The following is a 16,143-nucleotide window of genomic DNA, read 5'->3' on the forward strand; positions in this document are numbered from 1 at the left end:
GGAGTGGAGAAGTAGTCGCTGTAAGTCGAAAAATTCGAGTTAGGGGATGAGAAGGCGGAGAAATAGCAACTGTAAGTCGAAAAATTCGATTTAGGGGAGGAGAAGGTGGAGAAATGGCTGCTGTAAGTCGAAAAATTCGAGTTAGGGGATGAGAAGGCGGAGAAGTAGCCGCTGTAAGTCGAAAAATTCGAGTTAGGGGATGAGAAGGCGGAGAAGTAGCCGCTGTAAGTCGAAAAATTCGAGTTAGGGGATGAGAAAGCGGAGAAATGGCTGCTGTAAGTCGAAAAATTCGAGTTAGGGGAGGAGAAGGCGGAGAAATAGCTGCTGTAAGTCGAAAAATTCGAGTTAGGGGATGAGAAAGTGGAGAAATGGTAGCTGTAAGTCGAAAAATTCGAGTTAGGGGAGGAGAAAGTGGAGAAATGGCAGCTGTAAGTCGAAAAATTCGAGTTAGGGGATGAGAAGGTGAAGAAGTAGCCACCGTAAGTCGAAAAATTCGAGTTAGGGGATGAGAAAGCGGAGAAATAGCAACTGTAAGTCGAAAAATTCGAGTTAAGGGATGAGAGGTATGAGAAATGGCAGCTGTATGCTCGTTCGCCCATGACACCCACCCAATTTATTCAGTAACTGGGTGTTTACCGTGTGCAACGTAGGTGCTTCCCCATAGACTGATGTTGTAAGCTATTCACCCAACTTCAACAATAACCTTTGAGTTAAACCGTAAGCTTGTGTAAGTCCCTTAAGGGAATCATTTAGGAGGTGCTCTCTCATGGAATATGTAAAAGTTCCGAATTACCCAATGCAACCAATGCCAATGCCAACTCCAATGCCGATGCCAATGCCAATGCCGACTCCCACTCCGATGCCAGCTCCAGCGCCAATCATGCAGCAACCGATCCACCTACACGCGTCTTACCAACAAACTGAATATGTTTTCCCTAAACCAGTGACTACTCACGCAGTAGCTCCATGTCCACCGAAAAACAATTCAGCTGCTAGCATCCTAGTATTGTTCATTCTATTGGTTATCATTACACGTTGTATTTGTAGATACTAATTTACGAAATTCACGGGTAGAAGAGAGGCAGTCCCATAGGACCAAGGGGTCTTGTGGGGTTGCCTTTTTGATTTTGTGGAAAAAAAGGATTGTCTATTACGCAGAACTCATGTACAATTCGTCATGATTACAAACAATTTCATAGACTAGCTTAATAGGTGCTCTCCGCTGAATCTAGCGGAAGCTTAATAGGGAAGTTCGGTTGAAGTCCGATGCGGTCCCGCCACTGTAACGCTGAGCTAACAATCATAGCCACTCTCGATACCAAGAGGGGAAGGAGATTGTACAAGCGATGAAGCGAAGCCAGGAGACCTGCCTGATAAGTTTATTATTTTTCCCCCACGAGGATGGGAGGAGGATGTTTCTTTGCATTTGCTAAAAGAATGGTTAATTTTTTGATTAACATGATTCTTACAAAGACATCTTTCCTCTGGAACCGGGGGGAAGGTGTTTTTTTTGTTTAAAACTATTTTAAGGAAGATGAAGGTGATTGGTTTGTTCCGTTTGATGAAAAAAGGGATTTCTACTCTTCTTAGTTTAGCTCTAATAGCTTTATTGCTCGTTCCACAAGCTGCGAGAGCAGTCGAAGTAAATCCAAGTACGAAATTGAATACAATGATCGCGGATACCGTCTCATTTTATGAGCAAAATCGCTCTGAACTCAATTCTTGGTGGCAGATGGTTGCACTATGGGGCGCTGGGGAAGATCTACATAATAGCAAATGGACACTGCCTTCTTGGGAGCAAAGCGATCCTGGTGACTTACTACCTACTGACAGCAGTACATACCATATTAATTTAATATTTGGCCTGTTGGCTATGAATCTTGATCCTTCCCATGCTTGGGAAACGGATCGTAATTTATACGCAGAGTTAGCAGCTCAGCAAAACCCAACAACAGGTTCCTTTGGAGGTTCTAACCGACAGATTTGGACGATGCTTGCTCTGGATACAGGCAAGAAGAGGGGACATGACGTCGGAACCTGGAACGATACAGCCAAAGAAAAAGCGCTAAACAATTTACTTAGCTTACAGCTGTCTGATGGCGGGTTTGCTTTCTTTGGAAGTGAATCAGATACAGATATTACTGGGATGGCGTTGCTTGCACTTGGCAATTATCAATCCAATAGCGCAGCTGCAGCTGCAATAGTACGTGCAAAAACGTTATTGAAACAAAGGCAATTAGACAATGCTGGGTTTAATTCTGCAGGTCAGTGGGGGTATGGTGACAATTCAAACAGTTGGGCCACATCGGTATCAGGTTTGGTTGCAGTTAGAGAAGACATGTTGTCTGCAAATTGGGTCGTCAATGGTCACACTGTTGTTGATGCTGTTTATAGCTTTCAACTGCCCAATGGAGCTTTTTCTTGGAAAGTAACTCCGCCAAGCCAAAATTTGATGGCAACGGAGCAAGTATTAATCGCACTAACTGATATTCAGCAGGGTAAATCAGTTTGGCAACGTTTGGCGGATAAGCCTAATCTAACTACCGTACAAATAAACGTTGATGGCATTAATAACCCAATACTACCACAGCAGTCGATAACTGCAGCAGTCTATGGCAGTCAGCCAACAGCTATGGATGCCTTGAAACAAGCACTTGAGAAGTCGAGCATAAATTTTGTCATTCAAAACAGTAGTTATGGTCCTTATCTCTCCTCCATAGCAGGTCAAGCTGCAGGAAGTCTTGGCGGATATGATGGTTGGATGTATAAAGTGAATGGTAATTCACCTTTAATTGGTGCAGCAGATTATATTTTAAACGAAAATGATAACGTTACATTTTATTATGGCCGCTGGCCTTCCATTGCAATAGCTTCGAATACGAATATCGGAACGCTCAATCCGAGCTTGCAGATTAAACTAGTTGGCGATACGTTCACTTCTGGTGCTAATGTAACTGCGAATTGGAGCTTTAATCCTGGCACTACAGGATTGACAATCGATCATATTACGCAAGAAAGCAATCAACAAGATATTACGGTTACATTTGCAGGTCAAGGTCAAAAAGGGACGCTAACACTCCAAGCATTACCAGCTGCGTTAGTTAGTAACTCAGCAAGTAATAAATTGACCATTCATAATGTAAACACGTCGGGGGATCAGATCGTCAATGTTGGCGCGAGTGAGTCCAATGTATCCTTCTCGACAGATGATAATGATCCAGCGACGAATAAAATTACCCTCTCTTTCACAACACCAGCTTTGCCAGAGGTTATTGCTAAACGGGGCAGTACCGAATTGAACATACCAGCTTATACACAAGTTACATCAGTTAATTGGAACAATGAAATTCAATTGCCAAGAATTCTAAATACAACAGATTCCTCTCTAACGAATAAAGTGAACGTAGTACTTACGAGCAGTGGTAGTAAGCTAGATAGTATCGATTCACGTATTAAGGTTGGCGGTGATAGCCGCATCCAGTTTAATCAACACGTTACCTTGAAATTAAAGGGAATGGGCGACAGAAATGCTGGTTTTATTGATGAAAACGGAAATTTTAGCGCGATACCTAAGTATGACAATAGTAACTATCGAAACGATGATGTTTATGCTTATAGCGAGAATAGCGACTTAATAATTAAAACGAAGCATTTCACGGAGTTTTTAGCCTTTAAAGCGACGCTAGTAACAGCACCTGGTTCTGGTGGTGGAGCTGGACCTGGTACAACACAGAAGGTTACACTGTCAGTTGAAAAACGCTCACTGGGTGAAGGGGATATCATTGCTCCTATATCTGTTACTCTGCAGTCTGGTGATACAGCATTCACACTGCTGCAAAGAGTACTTAGTTCCCAAAGTATTGCGTTGTCTTATACAGGTTCAAGTGCAAGCCTCTATGTACAGTCGATTGATCACTTAGGGGAGTTTGATAAAGGGCAGCAAAGTGGATGGATGTATGCTGTAAATGGTATATTTCCAAACTATAGTGCTGGTTCATATACGTTACAAAATAACGATGTTCTTCGTTGGCAGTACACGAAAGACCTCGGGAAAGACATTGGAAATGTCTATACCCCACCGGTAGGAGGAGGTAATGGTAACGTTGGTAATCCTAATATTCCAGGTAAGCCTGCAGAACCTACCGAAGAAACCAAAAATACGCTGGAAAAAGAATATGAAGACGCAGTTGCTATTTCTAGTTGGGCACAGAATGCTGTAGCAAAAGTCACTGCTTTGGGTTATATGGAAGGAACTGGAGCTAAATTTGAACCTAAACGTGAATTAACGAGAGCAGAGTTTGCCGCACTTATTGTCCGTTATACAGGAAGCGAGTTAATAAGCGGTGAGTCGGATTTTGAGGATGTTAGCACCGAAGATTGGTATTACAAGTATATAGTAACAGCGAAGTCTAAGGGTTTGATTTCAGGTATTTCAGACTATACCTTTGCACCGAATCAAACAATTTCCAGACAGGAAATGGCTGTAATTCTTGGCCGTTTACAAGGCGTTTCGACGGAGGACCAGCTGGCAGTTGAACTAAAAGACCAATCACAAGTTGCTGATTGGGCATTACCATACATTAATCAAGCCATTAAATCAGGGTTACTGACAGAGGATAATGGGTATTTCAACCCGTTACTTTCTGTAACGAGAGAGATGGTTGCAGTGGTTATCTTAAGACTGCATGAGCAGAAAAAATAGAACGAGCTTAGCAAAGAAGGGGAGAAATCCTCTTCTTTCCACTTTTAAGTATTGCTTGAGGTGATCAGAAATGAAAAGTTTATGGAAGGCAAAGAGGATTGCAGCACTATTTAGCATTATAGCAATCGTACTATGTGTGGTTGATAAGACACAAGCAGAACCAATGCGGCCAGAAAACGTTGAAGAGGTAACACGCGGTACTTACGCCGACACCAACACGATCTCCCCTTGGGCTGTTGATGCGATTAGCGAAGCGACAGAGAAAGCTTTTGTCGAGGGCAGCGATGGTAAATTTAGTCCGCAAACGAAGGTTACGCGAGCTGAGTTTTCAAAAATGTTAGTAGGCGTTCTTGGGCTGGATGTGCAAATCGCTAAGGCCATAAACTTTAACGACGTGACACAAGGGGATTGGTTTTATCCTTTCGTGAATACTGCGTATCAAGCTGGATTTATTACAGGAATGAGCGCAGACCAGTTTAGTCCCAATGAGAAGCTGACACGTGAGCAAATGGCGGTCATTATGTTTAATGCGCTTAAGCTTTCATCTCCTGAGCAGACGCCAACGATTGACGATTTGGATCAAGTGTCGGCTTGGGCAAAAGCGGCTGTACAAACAATTATTTCCCAAGAACTGATGTCAGGATGGAATAATCGTTTCCAACCGGCTGATCAAGTAACCCGTGAGATGGCAACGGTTGTTGCGATGAGAGCTTACCAGTATAAGCTTGATAACAAACCGGATACGCAGCAGCCAGATCTAGGCAATAAAGCTGTGGTTGAAAAGCAAATAAATCAAACAGCGGCGTTTCTGCAGCAAACGATAACGGATCCAACGGTGAATTCAATTGGTGGAGATTGGACGGTATTCGGACTGGCGCGCTCCGGCGTTCCAGTTCCAGATGCTTATTACGCCAAGTATTGCGCGAATGTGGAAAAGATTTTGAAGGAAAAGTCAGGCAAACTGCACGCGATAAAGTATACGGAGTATGACCGAGTTATCCTTGGCTTAACATCGATTGGACGCAATGTGGATCAAGTAGCAGGCTACAATTTGAGAGAGTGGCTCGCTGACTACGAGACGCTGATTAAGCAAGGCATCAATGGCCCGATCTTCGCCCTCATTGCACTAGATAGTAAAGGCTACGACATTCCGATTGTTAATGGTGTTAAGACGCAGACAACAAGAGAGTTGTTGATTGATTTTATTTTGAAAAGAGAGATCACAGGCGGCGGTTGGGCATTAGGTGAGAAAGCAGATGAACCGGATGCAGACATCACAGCGATGGCCATTCAAGGTCTGGCTCCCTATGTGAAAACGAATCAGCAAGTGGGGGCGGCTGTGGACCGCGCACTGACGTGGTTATCCAAAGCGCAAACAACGGATGGCGGTTATGCAAGTTATGAAGCGACTAACTCTGAAAGCATTGCTCAAGTTATTGTGGCGCTAGCTAGTCTTGGGATTAACCCACATACGGATGCTCGATTTGTTAAAAATGGCAGATCAACCTTGGACGCTTTGTTAAGCTTTTCCGCTGACAATGGCGGTTTCTATCATGTGAAATCGGGCGGTGTGGATAATGGCGGTGGCAAGCCAGGTGAGGTAGATGCTATGGCAACCGATCAGGCGATGTATGCATTGGTGGCGTATGACCGACTTATCAAAGGGCAAGCACGATTATACGATATGACAGATGTAAAATAGAATAGGAAATGAAAAGCAGGGGCATGTGAGTGCCCTTGCTTTATTCTTGAAGGATGTGAATAAACGCATGCCCATAAAGAAATGGTTGATAGCATTGGGGATTGTTGGCGTGCTAGCCATTGCGTTCTTCTGGGGTGGGAATAGCCCGAAAAGCTCCATCCAGCCTGAGATAAGCCGCTCAGAAGCTCCAGTAACACCATTGGCAGTGACAACGGATGCCCCACAGGCAACAGCAATCACGCAGCCGGTTCAAGAAACGGTTAACGACATTAAGGATTCACAAGCAGCGATTACAAAAGCTGATGAGGCTGCAGATACAAAGCCAACTGCTATTCCTGCTGCTGAACCCAAACCAACAGAGGTTCCAAAGAAACCCTTGGTGGAAACGACTAGCCCTGAACCATCCGCTCAACCAGCAACGCCAACGCCAATGTCAGAACCAGCGAAGGATAAATTTCAAACCGAACCTGTGCCTGAGGGCAAACCGAAGCCTGTTGAGTGGCAGGATGTCACAGTCAACAAGAAAAAAACGTTAACGGCTACCTTATCCGTGACGTGTAAGACGATTTTGAACCATATGAGCAGCTTTAATAAGGATAAGCTCGAAGTACTGCCAGCAGATGGCGTTATTTACAAGGCGCAGACGGTCACCTTTTATGAGGGGGAATCTGTGTTTGATGTCCTGCTGCGAGAGATGAAAAAGAACAAGATTCATATGGAGTTCTCGATGACTCCGATCTATAACAGCAACTATATTGAAGGGATTCATAATCTGTATGAATTTGATTGCGGCGAGTTGAGCGGTTGGATGTATAAGGTGAATGGCTGGTTCCCGAATTATGGGGCGAGTCGCTATATGCTCAAAGAGCGTGATGTCATCGACTGGGTGTATACCTGTGACTTGGGGCGCGATGTAGGTGGAGATGCGAAGGCAGCAGGAGGGAAAAAGTAATGCGTGATTCCTTTTCGACGTTTCACCCTTGGGTTAATTTGGCCTACTTCGTTGCTGTTTTCGTGTGCAGTATGGTTTTCATGCATCCCGTATTCCAAGCTATTGCTCTCCTGAGCAGTGCTCTCTATTCCGTTATGTTAAAAGGGAAGCGAGCAGTCAAATTTAATCTGCTGTACCTGATTCCGATGCTTGTGATAATGGCGGTGATGAATCCACTTTTTAGCCATGCGGGTGTCACGATTCTGTTCTATTTACGCAATGGGAATCCGATAACGCTGGAATCAATCCTATACGGAATTGCTGCCGCGTGTATGTATGTGACGGTTATTTTGTGGTTTTCCTGCTATAACGCAGTAATGACATCGGATAAATTTATTTTTATTTTCGGCAAAATGATACCAGCATTATCGCTCGTTCTCTCCATGGCTCTTCGTTTTGTCCCTAGATATTTGGCCCAGCTGAAAGTGATCTCGAACGCTCAAAAATGCATTGGGCGAGATGCCATGCAGGGTAACATCGTATATAGGGCACGCAATGGGATTCGTATTCTTTCAATCATGACGACATGGGCGTTAGAAAACGCGATTGAAACGGCAGATTCAATGAAATCACGAGGCTATGGGCTGCCAGGGCGAACGAGTTTCTCACTCTATCGATTCGATGGACGGGATGGAAGGACGAGTATGATCATGGCAGGGCTTATCGTCATTGTCGCCGCAGGCGCTTGGATGGGGCACAATACGATGCGTTTTTTTCCCTCGATTCACTTGCAGCACATAACGCCACTTAGTGTGATTGTGTACGTTGCTTATGGTTCTCTATGCTTGCTGCCGGTGTTCATTCAGATTGTGGAGGAGATCAAATGGCGATATATGACATCAAGAATCTGAGTTTTGCTTTTCCGCTGCAAGCGAAAGAGACGCTCTCGGTGATAAACTTGACGATACAAAGTGGAGAGTTTGTTACAATTTGCGGCAAATCCGGCTGTGGGAAGAGCACGCTGCTTAGGCACCTTAAGACTGTGCTGGCCCCGCATGGCGAGCGCAGTGGGGCTATTCATTTTTGCGGGTCGGCATTAGATGAAGTAGATCAGCGGACGCAAGCCTCAGAGATTGGATTCGTGCTGCAAAGTCCAGATAATCAAATTGTAACGGATAAGGTGTGGCATGAGCTGGCTTTTGGGCTGGAGAGCCTGGGTTATGATCAATCCACGATTCGGTTGCGTGTGGCGGAGATGGCAAGCTTTTTCGGGATTCAGACCTGGTTTCATAAATGTGTGACGGAGCTTTCAGGCGGACAAAAGCAGTTGCTGAATCTGGCTTCGATCATGGCGATGCATCCCTCTGTGCTCATTCTGGATGAGCCCACTTCCCAGCTCGATCCAATCGCAGCAACGGATTTCTTGGAAACCGTGAGTAAAATCAATCGTGAGCTAGGCACAACGATTATCATGACGGAGCACCGATTGGAGGAGGTATTGCCGCTAACGGATCGGCTCATTGTGCTGGATCAAGGCTCTGTGATCGCAGATGATCAACCAGCTAAGGTTGGTGAGGCGTTGCGGGTGAGGAAGCACCCGATGTTTGCTGCTATGCCATCGCCGATGCAGATACATGCTGGTGTTGTTGGTGGCGGTGGGGAGGCCTCTCCTGTGACCGTCAAAGAGGGACGGCAGTGGCTTAATTCGTTATTGGCAGACAGAGAGGCAGCGTCGATCACTTATGAGCCAAAAGGCTCCACAACTCACCAAAGTCCAGTTGTTGTTTCGTTCAAAGATGTCTGGTTTAGGCATGAACGCCAGGGGGCAGACATCATCAAGGATCTTTCTTTTGAAGTGCGTGAGGGGCAGTTCTACTGTTTGGTTGGAGGCAACGGAACAGGGAAAACGACTACCTTATCGCTTATGAATGGGATTTTACAGCCATATCGTGGGAAGATCGAGATCCATGGATATCCTCCTTCTAAAATGAAAGCCAAACAACTCTTCGTCCATCAATTAGGCGTCCTCCCACAAAATCCTTCCACATTATTTGTGACGAAAACGGTTGAATTGGATTTATATGAGATGTTGGCGGATACCAAGCTGACGTTGGAAGAAAAGAAACTGAAAGTGGAAGCAGTTATTCACTTCGCGGAGTTGGAGAGCTTACGGAATATGCATCCCTATGACCTTAGCGGAGGGGAGCAGCAGCGGGCGGCACTTGCCAAAGTGCTGTTATTAGAGCCGAAAATCCTCCTGCTCGATGAGCCGACGAAGGGGTTGGATGGCTTTTTTAAAGAAAAGCTAGGCTTATTCCTTAAAAAGCTTCAAAGCGAAGGTGTCACGATCATCATGGTATCGCACGATATTGAATTCTGCGCTGTGTACGGGGGGATTTGTGCGATGTTTTTTGATGGCAGCATGATAACGAGTAACACTGCTCATCAGTTTTTCGCAGGGAATAGTTTCTACACAACAGCAGCGAACCGCATGGCGCGTCATATTTGGCCAGACGCAGTAACGATAGAGGATGTGATCGATTGTTGCCTGAGAAGCCCGCAGTTAGTAAACGTTTAAGTCGACGAACTATCGTAGCCGCCCTATTCATTCTTATCATTATTCCTACAACGATTATGCTGGGGGTTTTGGTACTCGATGATCGCAAATATTATTTCATTAGCCTGCTAATCGTGCTCTATACGATGATCCCATTTGCGATGGTGTTTGAAAATCGTAAGCCACAGGCGCGCGAGCTCATTGTTATTGCTGTTTTGGCGGCGATCGCTGTTGCTGGGAGAGGTGCATTCTTCATGCTGCCGCAATTCAAGCCGGTTGTTGCGATCGTTATTATTGCCGGCGTCTGTTTTGGGGCAGAAGCAGGATTTCTTGTTGGAGCGACCGCAGGCTTCGTCTCCAATTTCTTCTTTGGTCAGGGGCCGTGGACACCGTGGCAAATGTTCTGTTTTGGCCTGGTTGGCTTCGTGGCTGGACTTTTATTTAAGAAGGGAATGCTTAAGAAGAACAAGCTCTCATTGTGTGTGTTTGGGGGAGTAGCAACGCTGCTGATCTATGGAGGCATTATTAACTTGGGCTCTTTATTGATGTCTACGCCAAGCTTCTCTTGGGGAGCGTTACTGGCGGTTTATATCTCCGGTTTTTGGTTTGATCTGGTGCATGCGATTGCGACGGTGTTTTTCTTGTTCGTGATATCGAGGCCGATGATTGAGAAGCTGGAGCGGATAAAAAGAAAGTATGGTCTCATGGAGTCCTAGAAACGTTTGTTAGAGTGGAAAGCCAGCTCACTTTGAGCTGGTTTTTGTTGTTCCGTTCTAATCTAACGCAACCTACTCCCTCGATTCCCCTCCCACATCGCCGCCACCTTCCACAAACGCGTCTGGTTAAACTAACTAGATTTTCTCCATCAACTTGAGTCAAAAAATAGTTAAGCTCGGCATCGGTGCTTGTTAAGCACTTAGATGAATTTCTTTGTATGCCATACCGCAAAGTAACGTCATTTTTGCACAAGATAGCGTCACATTTGTAACCGCATTCTTGCTATGCTTTGAGTAACAAATAGCAGGGAGATGAATGGCATGCTAAAGGTAGCAATTATTGGTGCGGGTGCGATCTCAAGAGCGCATATTGAAGCGTATTTGAAATTTCCGGAGCGGTGTACCATTGTCGCGATTAGCGATATATATGAGGATAAAGCGCAGGAACGAATTGACCAATTCGAACTGAAAGATGCGAAGGCTGTGAAGGATTATAAAGAGTTGCTAGACGCGGATATCGATCTCGTGTCTATCTGTACGCCACCGTATACGCATGCTTCGCTCACGGTTGAGTTTCTAGAAGCAGGCTCACATGTGATGGTAGAGAAGCCGATGGCTTCCTCGCTCGAGGAATGCGACTTGATGAATGCAGCTGCGCAGCGCACAGGAAATATTTTATCTGTTGTAGCGCAGAACCGTTTCAAGACGCCAATGATGAAAATGAAGACTGTGCTGGAAAGCGGCCTTATGGGCAATATCGTCCACACCCAAGTCGATTCCTTCTGGTGGCGCGGTCATTGCTACTATGACCTCTGGTGGCGTGGTACGTGGGAGAAGGAAGGCGGAGGTCCGACGCTGAATCATGCGGTCCATCATATCGATGCCCTGCTCTGGATGATGGGCAGCCCAACGGAGGTCCAAGCCTTCATGAGCAATGTGTCGCATGACAATGCCGAGGTCGAGGACTTGTCCATCGGAATGCTGCGTTTCGCGAATGGGTCCTTAGGTCAAATTACAAGCTCAGTCGTTCACCACGGTGAGGAGCAGCAGTTGATTTTTCAAGGATCGAAAGCGCGCGTATCTGCGCCATGGAAAGTGAAGGCGTCGAACTCGACGTCGAATGGGTTCCCAGAGCCGAATAAGGAGCTGGAGGAAGAGCTCGAAACGTTGTACAACAGCTTGCCGGAAGTGATCTATGTCGGACATGTCGGCCAAATCGACAATGTGTTAACGGCGATTGAAACGGGCGCTCCTGTGTTGATCGATGGGATCAGCGGCCGCCAAACGTTGGAGCTTATCACCGGAATTTATAAATCAGCGAGCACAGGCGAGCTGGTGAAATTTCCACTCGACGCGGATGATGCGTTTTACACGAGAAGCGGTGTGCAGGCGAATGCGACGCATTTTTATGAGAAGAACACGTCCATTGAAAATTTCGCGCCACAGACGATTACAACAGGAAGTTCATTCAAATAACAACAGAGGAGATTTACGATAATGCAAAAAAGTGATGGCATGAATTATGCTCCACAAGGGAGCTTTAAAAGGGTTTGTGAGCCAGGTGAGTTTATTTTTGCAGCGGCAGCACTGGATCATGGTCATATATATGGGATGTGTAATGGACTTCGTGAAGCGGGCGGGGAATTGAAATGGGTGTACGATCCGGATCCAGCCAAGGTGGATAAATTCCTTAGCCAATATCCTGGTGTTCGTGCGGCAACTTCGCTAGACGAAATCCTGCAGGACGCAGAGGTGAAACTTGTAGCAGCAGCGGCGATCCCGAGTGATCGCGGCCCACTAGGGCTGCGCGTGATGGACAGCGGCAAGGATTATTTCACGGATAAAGCTCCGTTCACAACGCTGGAACAATTGGAAGCAGCACGTGCGAAAGTAGCTGAGACAGGACAGAAATATGCGGTTTATTATAGCGAGCGCCTGCATGTGGAAAGTGCCATTTATGCGGGACAATTAATTGAACAAGGCGCGATCGGTCGCGTTCATCAAGTCATTGGTTTGGGGCCGCATCGCATTGGTTTGTCGAGCAGACCGGATTGGTTTTTTGAGAAGGAGAAATTCGGCGGCATTCTATGTGACATTGGGAGTCATCAGATCGAGCAGTTCCTGTATTTTACGGGGGCAAAAGATGCAAAGGTTGTACACAGTAAAGTAGCCAACTATAATTACCCGCAGTATCCGAACTTTGAGGATTTCGGTGATGCTACGTTGGTCGGAGACAATGGCGCAACCGGCTATTTCCGCGTGGATTGGATGACGCCGGATGGTTTAAGTACATGGGGCGACGGCCGCATGACGATTCTGGGGAGCGATGGGTACATAGAGCTTCGTAAATATGTGGATATCGCCAGAGAACAGACGAGTAATCATGTGTATCTCGTTAACAAGGATGGGGAGCAGCATTTTGCTGTCAGCGGCCAAGTGGGTTACCCTTACTTTGGTCAGCTGATCTTAGATTGCTTGAACCGTACGGAAGTGGCGATGACACAGGAGCATACGTTTAAAGCGGCAGAGCTGTGCCTTATCGCACAGCGCGATGCCATGATCATTACGGCAGCAGAGTAAGAGTGGCCTCATACTGCTTCAGTAGTTGCTTGCGATATTGGTGCGGCGTAATGCCGATGTGGCTTTTGAACATTTTGCAAAAGTAAGAGCAATTCGTCACACCAACCGCTTCGCCAATGCGAGCGACAGTCTGATCCGTAGACATCAGCAGCTTAACGGCTTGCTGCAGTCGGCGAGCGGTTACATAGTCGGAAATGCTGGTACCTGTGCACTCGGTAAACAAATGGGACAAATGATATGGGGAGAGATGCAGTTCTGCTGACATCGTCTCCAAACGCAGCGGTTCCGTGTAGTGCTCCTCCAACCAGCTGAGAATGCGCTCAGCTTGATGGGTTTTACGCGTAGGGCCAGAGCGAATCTGACCATCGTGCTGCTCCCACAGCGGCATGAAGCTTCGGTAAAAAGCGATGAGAAAGAGGGAGTACTCCTCTAACTCATCTTTTTTATTTATAGAGGGGAGCTTCGCCTCTAAGCTTTGGAAAAGCGAATGAAACAGCTCACTCTCACTGAGCCCGTATAGGCAGGGCGTTTGCAGCGTGCTGGTATGGATATGTTTGAAAAAAGCCAGCAATCGCGGCCAATGTTCAAAGTAGGATTCATATACGGAAGGTTCGAATTGAACGACGGTGCGCACGAAAGGCGTCTCGGGTTCAACTTGAATATGGTGCAGTTGATAAGGCTGGAACACACATAACATCCCGGAGGTTACTTCATAGCTCTTCTGATCAACGATCAAGGTCCCATGTCCCTTGTGAACAAGTAAGATTTCTATCCCTTGATGGGCGTGGAACGTACCCTGATATTGCTCAGATCCAATGCTTTCTCTTTGATAGGCAAAATAGAGCGGATTCTCGTTCAAACCAATATTTCGAACATAGGACATCAGGGTCACTTCCTTAGCAACGCGTAGGGTATTAAGCGCTTGATACAGCCAAAGTATACAGGAATGTGGCCGTGATCGGCAAGGCAGATCTGATATGAATTCTGTTTAAAAACCTAAGACATCTGTCTTGGGTTTATTTTGTTTTGAAAGGCATATCGACGCGTGTGGTTAGCAAGCAGAATATGCAGCAATGTAAGTGAAGGAAGGCTACCCTTCTAATCCATTTCTAATTTTCACATGAGAGAATGTGATCTGTAGGAAGGAGGAACATATTGGTGCTCAGATGGTTACGCAACAACGAGGGGCTTACAGCACTTGTTTTTCTACTGCCAAGCGTGGCAGGATTTGCGGTGTTTTTCTTGATCCCCTTTGGGATGGGGTTTTATTATTCGCTCATGGACAGCCCTGTGGATGGCTCATTTGTGGGGATAGCGAATTATCGCGAGCTGCTGGGTAATCCCATTTTTCGGCGGGCAGCCGTGAATACAAGTTTGTTTATGGCAGTCTGTGTGCCTCTTAACATGTTGATTGCACTAGGACTAGCTATGATGCTCAATCGCAAATTGCCGATGCGCCAAACGTTCCGAATCTCGTTCTTGAGTCCGCTTGTTGTACCGGTGGCTTCGGTGGTGCTGGTGTGGAATGCGTTGTTCGACCTCCATGGGACGATCAATGCTTGGCTAGCAGGCTGGGGAATACGTCCGCAAGACTGGATGGAAAGTGAGGCTTCCTTGTATGTGCTGATTATTGTCTATCTGTGGAAAAACATCGGCTACAATATGATCCTCTTCCTAGCAGGTCTCCAGAACATCCCGGGTGATTATTACGAGGCAGCGTCGCTGGATGGAGCGGGCAAGTTTCGGCAGTGGCGGTCCATTACGCTTGTCTACCTGACGCCAACTGCTTTCTTTGTTTTTATTATGTCAATTATTAACTCCTTCAAAATGTTTCGAGAGACGTACTTAATTGCCGGCAATTACCCGAATGAAAACATTTATATGCTGCAGCATTATATGAACAATATGTTCAAATCGCTGGATTATCAGAAGCTCACTTCTGCTGCATTTTTAATGGCTGTGGTGATTGTATTCCTCGTCTTGACGTTATTCGTGGTGGAGAGACGCATCAGCAAAGCAATCGGATAGCGGAGGATCCACGCTGGAAAGGAGTTTTTACATGCAAGCAGCTCGCATTAAGCCGCTAACTAACCGCTTGGGACGCCAAACATCGCGATTCGTGCTAATCACTGTGCTTAGTGCGCTTATGGCGGGATTTCTGTTCCCGATGGCGCTGACCATTGCGAACTCATTCATGGCGGAAACGGAGATAACGAGCAACTACGCTGCTCTTTCTGGCGATACAGATGATGGCCCATTCATCACGATGAAATGGATACCAGATCGCGTAACCTTGTCACAATTCTACGATGTATTGGTGGGAAGACCACAGTTCCTATTCATGTTCTGGAACTCAGTGAAAATGACAGTCCCAATCATCGCTGGCCAACTGGTTGTCGCTTCGCTCGCTGCGTATGCGTTTGCCCATTTACGTTTTCGGTTTCGCGAGCCGCTCTTCTTTTTGTACATTGTCACGATGCTGATGCCCTTTCAGGTGACACTGGTGCCCAATTTTATTGTCGCGGAAAAGCTAGGTCTGCTCGGTTCGTATGGGGCGATTATTTACCCGGGCATCTTCAGCGCCTTCGGCGTGTTCTTGCTGCGGCAGTTCATGATGGTCGTACCTGCGAGTTATATCGAAGCGGCACGTGTGGATGGTGCGAGTCACTTTTACATATGGACACGGATTGTTCTGCCGATGTGCGGAACAGGTGTAGCAGCACTATCAATCCTCGTTTTCATCGATAACTGGAATATGGTGGAGCAGCCGCTGATCTTCTTGAATGATGCGATTAAACAACCGTTATCTGTGTATTTAGCCGTTATTGGAGACGAGGAGCGAGGCATCGCCTTTGCCGCTTCTGTGGTATATATGCTGCCTCCGCTTCTAGTTGCTCTGTATGCAGAGAAGTATTTAGTTGAAGGCATCCAGTTATCTGGCATAAAAGGGTAAGA

The 16,143-nt window shown here is 46.3% G+C and carries 11 protein-coding genes and 1 riboswitch; of the genes, 10 read left to right on the top strand and 1 reads right to left on the bottom strand.

Features of this window, described 5'->3' with window-relative positions:
* The first annotated feature begins 1,193 nt into the window (after positions 1 to 1,193).
* Positions 1,194 to 1,388: riboswitch (cobalamin riboswitch) on the top strand.
* A gap of 122 nt (positions 1,389 to 1,510) precedes the next feature.
* From AC58QT_RS28315 to AC58QT_RS28350, 8 genes are all read left to right on the top strand, one after another.
* Positions 1,511 to 4,702: a DUF4430 domain-containing protein gene (locus AC58QT_RS28315; RefSeq protein ID WP_497411904.1), complete on the top strand. Its 3,192-nt coding sequence runs from the start codon at positions 1,511 to 1,513 to the stop codon at positions 4,700 to 4,702.
* 70 nt (positions 4,703 to 4,772) lie between these two features.
* Entirely contained in the window at positions 4,773 to 6,404 is a 1,632-nt protein-coding gene (locus tag AC58QT_RS28320) for an S-layer homology domain-containing protein (RefSeq protein ID WP_497411905.1), read from the top strand.
* A 67-nt stretch (positions 6,405 to 6,471) separates the two neighbouring features.
* Positions 6,472 to 7,356 carry a DUF4430 domain-containing protein gene (locus tag AC58QT_RS28325; RefSeq protein ID WP_497411906.1) on the top strand — a complete coding sequence of 295 codons (885 nt, stop codon included), beginning with the start codon at positions 6,472 to 6,474 and terminating at the stop codon, positions 7,354 to 7,356.
* Positions 7,356 to 8,246 (top strand): energy-coupling factor transporter transmembrane component T, encoded by an 891-nt coding sequence (locus AC58QT_RS28330; protein ID WP_497411907.1) that lies wholly within the window; start codon positions 7,356 to 7,358, stop codon positions 8,244 to 8,246. Before AC58QT_RS28325 ends, AC58QT_RS28330 begins: the two co-directional genes overlap by 1 nt.
* A complete protein-coding gene (locus AC58QT_RS28335) occupies positions 8,219 to 9,913 on the top strand; it encodes an ABC transporter ATP-binding protein (protein ID WP_497411908.1) in 1,695 nt (564 codons plus the stop codon). Before AC58QT_RS28330 ends, AC58QT_RS28335 begins: the two co-directional genes overlap by 28 nt.
* Positions 9,880 to 10,608: an ECF transporter S component gene (locus tag AC58QT_RS28340; protein ID WP_497411909.1), complete on the top strand. Its 729-nt coding sequence runs from the start codon at positions 9,880 to 9,882 to the stop codon at positions 10,606 to 10,608. The genes AC58QT_RS28335 and AC58QT_RS28340 overlap by 34 nt, the downstream gene beginning before the upstream one ends.
* Positions 10,609 to 10,929: 321 nt before the next feature.
* Positions 10,930 to 12,084 (top strand): Gfo/Idh/MocA family protein, encoded by a 1,155-nt coding sequence (locus AC58QT_RS28345; RefSeq protein WP_497411910.1) that lies wholly within the window; start codon positions 10,930 to 10,932, stop codon positions 12,082 to 12,084.
* A 21-nt stretch (positions 12,085 to 12,105) separates the two neighbouring features.
* Positions 12,106 to 13,188, top strand: a complete 1,083-nt coding sequence (locus tag AC58QT_RS28350) for a Gfo/Idh/MocA family protein (protein WP_497411911.1) — start codon at positions 12,106 to 12,108, stop codon at positions 13,186 to 13,188.
* Here the strand turns inward: AC58QT_RS28350 and AC58QT_RS28355 are convergent.
* The gene (locus AC58QT_RS28355; protein WP_497411912.1) at positions 13,172 to 14,071 is read right to left on the bottom strand and encodes a helix-turn-helix domain-containing protein; all 900 of its coding nucleotides are present in this window, start codon (positions 14,069 to 14,071) and stop codon (positions 13,172 to 13,174) included. The genes AC58QT_RS28350 and AC58QT_RS28355 overlap by 17 nt on opposite strands.
* Before the next feature lie 275 nt (positions 14,072 to 14,346).
* Here AC58QT_RS28355 and AC58QT_RS28360 point away from each other — a divergent pair, with 275 nt between their 5' ends.
* Both AC58QT_RS28360 and AC58QT_RS28365 read left to right on the top strand, forming a co-directional pair.
* Positions 14,347 to 15,216, top strand: coding sequence for a carbohydrate ABC transporter permease (locus AC58QT_RS28360; RefSeq protein WP_497411913.1), 870 nt, complete (start codon positions 14,347 to 14,349; stop codon positions 15,214 to 15,216).
* Positions 15,217 to 15,247: 31 nt separating this feature from the next.
* Positions 15,248 to 16,141 (top strand): carbohydrate ABC transporter permease, encoded by an 894-nt coding sequence (locus tag AC58QT_RS28365; protein WP_497411914.1) that lies wholly within the window; start codon positions 15,248 to 15,250, stop codon positions 16,139 to 16,141.
* Positions 16,142 to 16,143 lie beyond the last annotated feature (2 nt).

It is taken from the genome of Paenibacillus sp. J31R109 (assembly GCF_059692055.1).

What these genes read in the sequence shown, in the direction of transcription:
- AC58QT_RS28320 (WP_497411905.1), top strand. Translation starts at nt 4,773, where the DNA reads ATGAAAAGTTTATGGAAGGCAAAGAGGATTGCAGCACTATTTAGCATT.
- AC58QT_RS28325 (WP_497411906.1), top strand. Translation starts at nt 6,472, where the DNA reads ATGCCCATAAAGAAATGGTTGATAGCATTGGGGATTGTTGGCGTGCTA.
- AC58QT_RS28345 (WP_497411910.1), top strand. Translation starts at nt 10,930, where the DNA reads ATGCTAAAGGTAGCAATTATTGGTGCGGGTGCGATCTCAAGAGCGCAT.
- AC58QT_RS28350 (WP_497411911.1), top strand. Translation starts at nt 12,106, where the DNA reads ATGCAAAAAAGTGATGGCATGAATTATGCTCCACAAGGGAGCTTTAAA.
- AC58QT_RS28365 (WP_497411914.1), top strand. Translation starts at nt 15,248, where the DNA reads ATGCAAGCAGCTCGCATTAAGCCGCTAACTAACCGCTTGGGACGCCAA.
- AC58QT_RS28335 (WP_497411908.1), top strand. Translation starts at nt 8,219, where the DNA reads ATGGCGATATATGACATCAAGAATCTGAGTTTTGCTTTTCCGCTGCAA.
- AC58QT_RS28330 (WP_497411907.1), top strand. Translation starts at nt 7,356, where the DNA reads ATGCGTGATTCCTTTTCGACGTTTCACCCTTGGGTTAATTTGGCCTAC.
- AC58QT_RS28355 (WP_497411912.1), bottom strand. Translation starts at nt 14,071, where the DNA reads ATGTCCTATGTTCGAAATATTGGTTTGAACGAGAATCCGCTCTATTTT.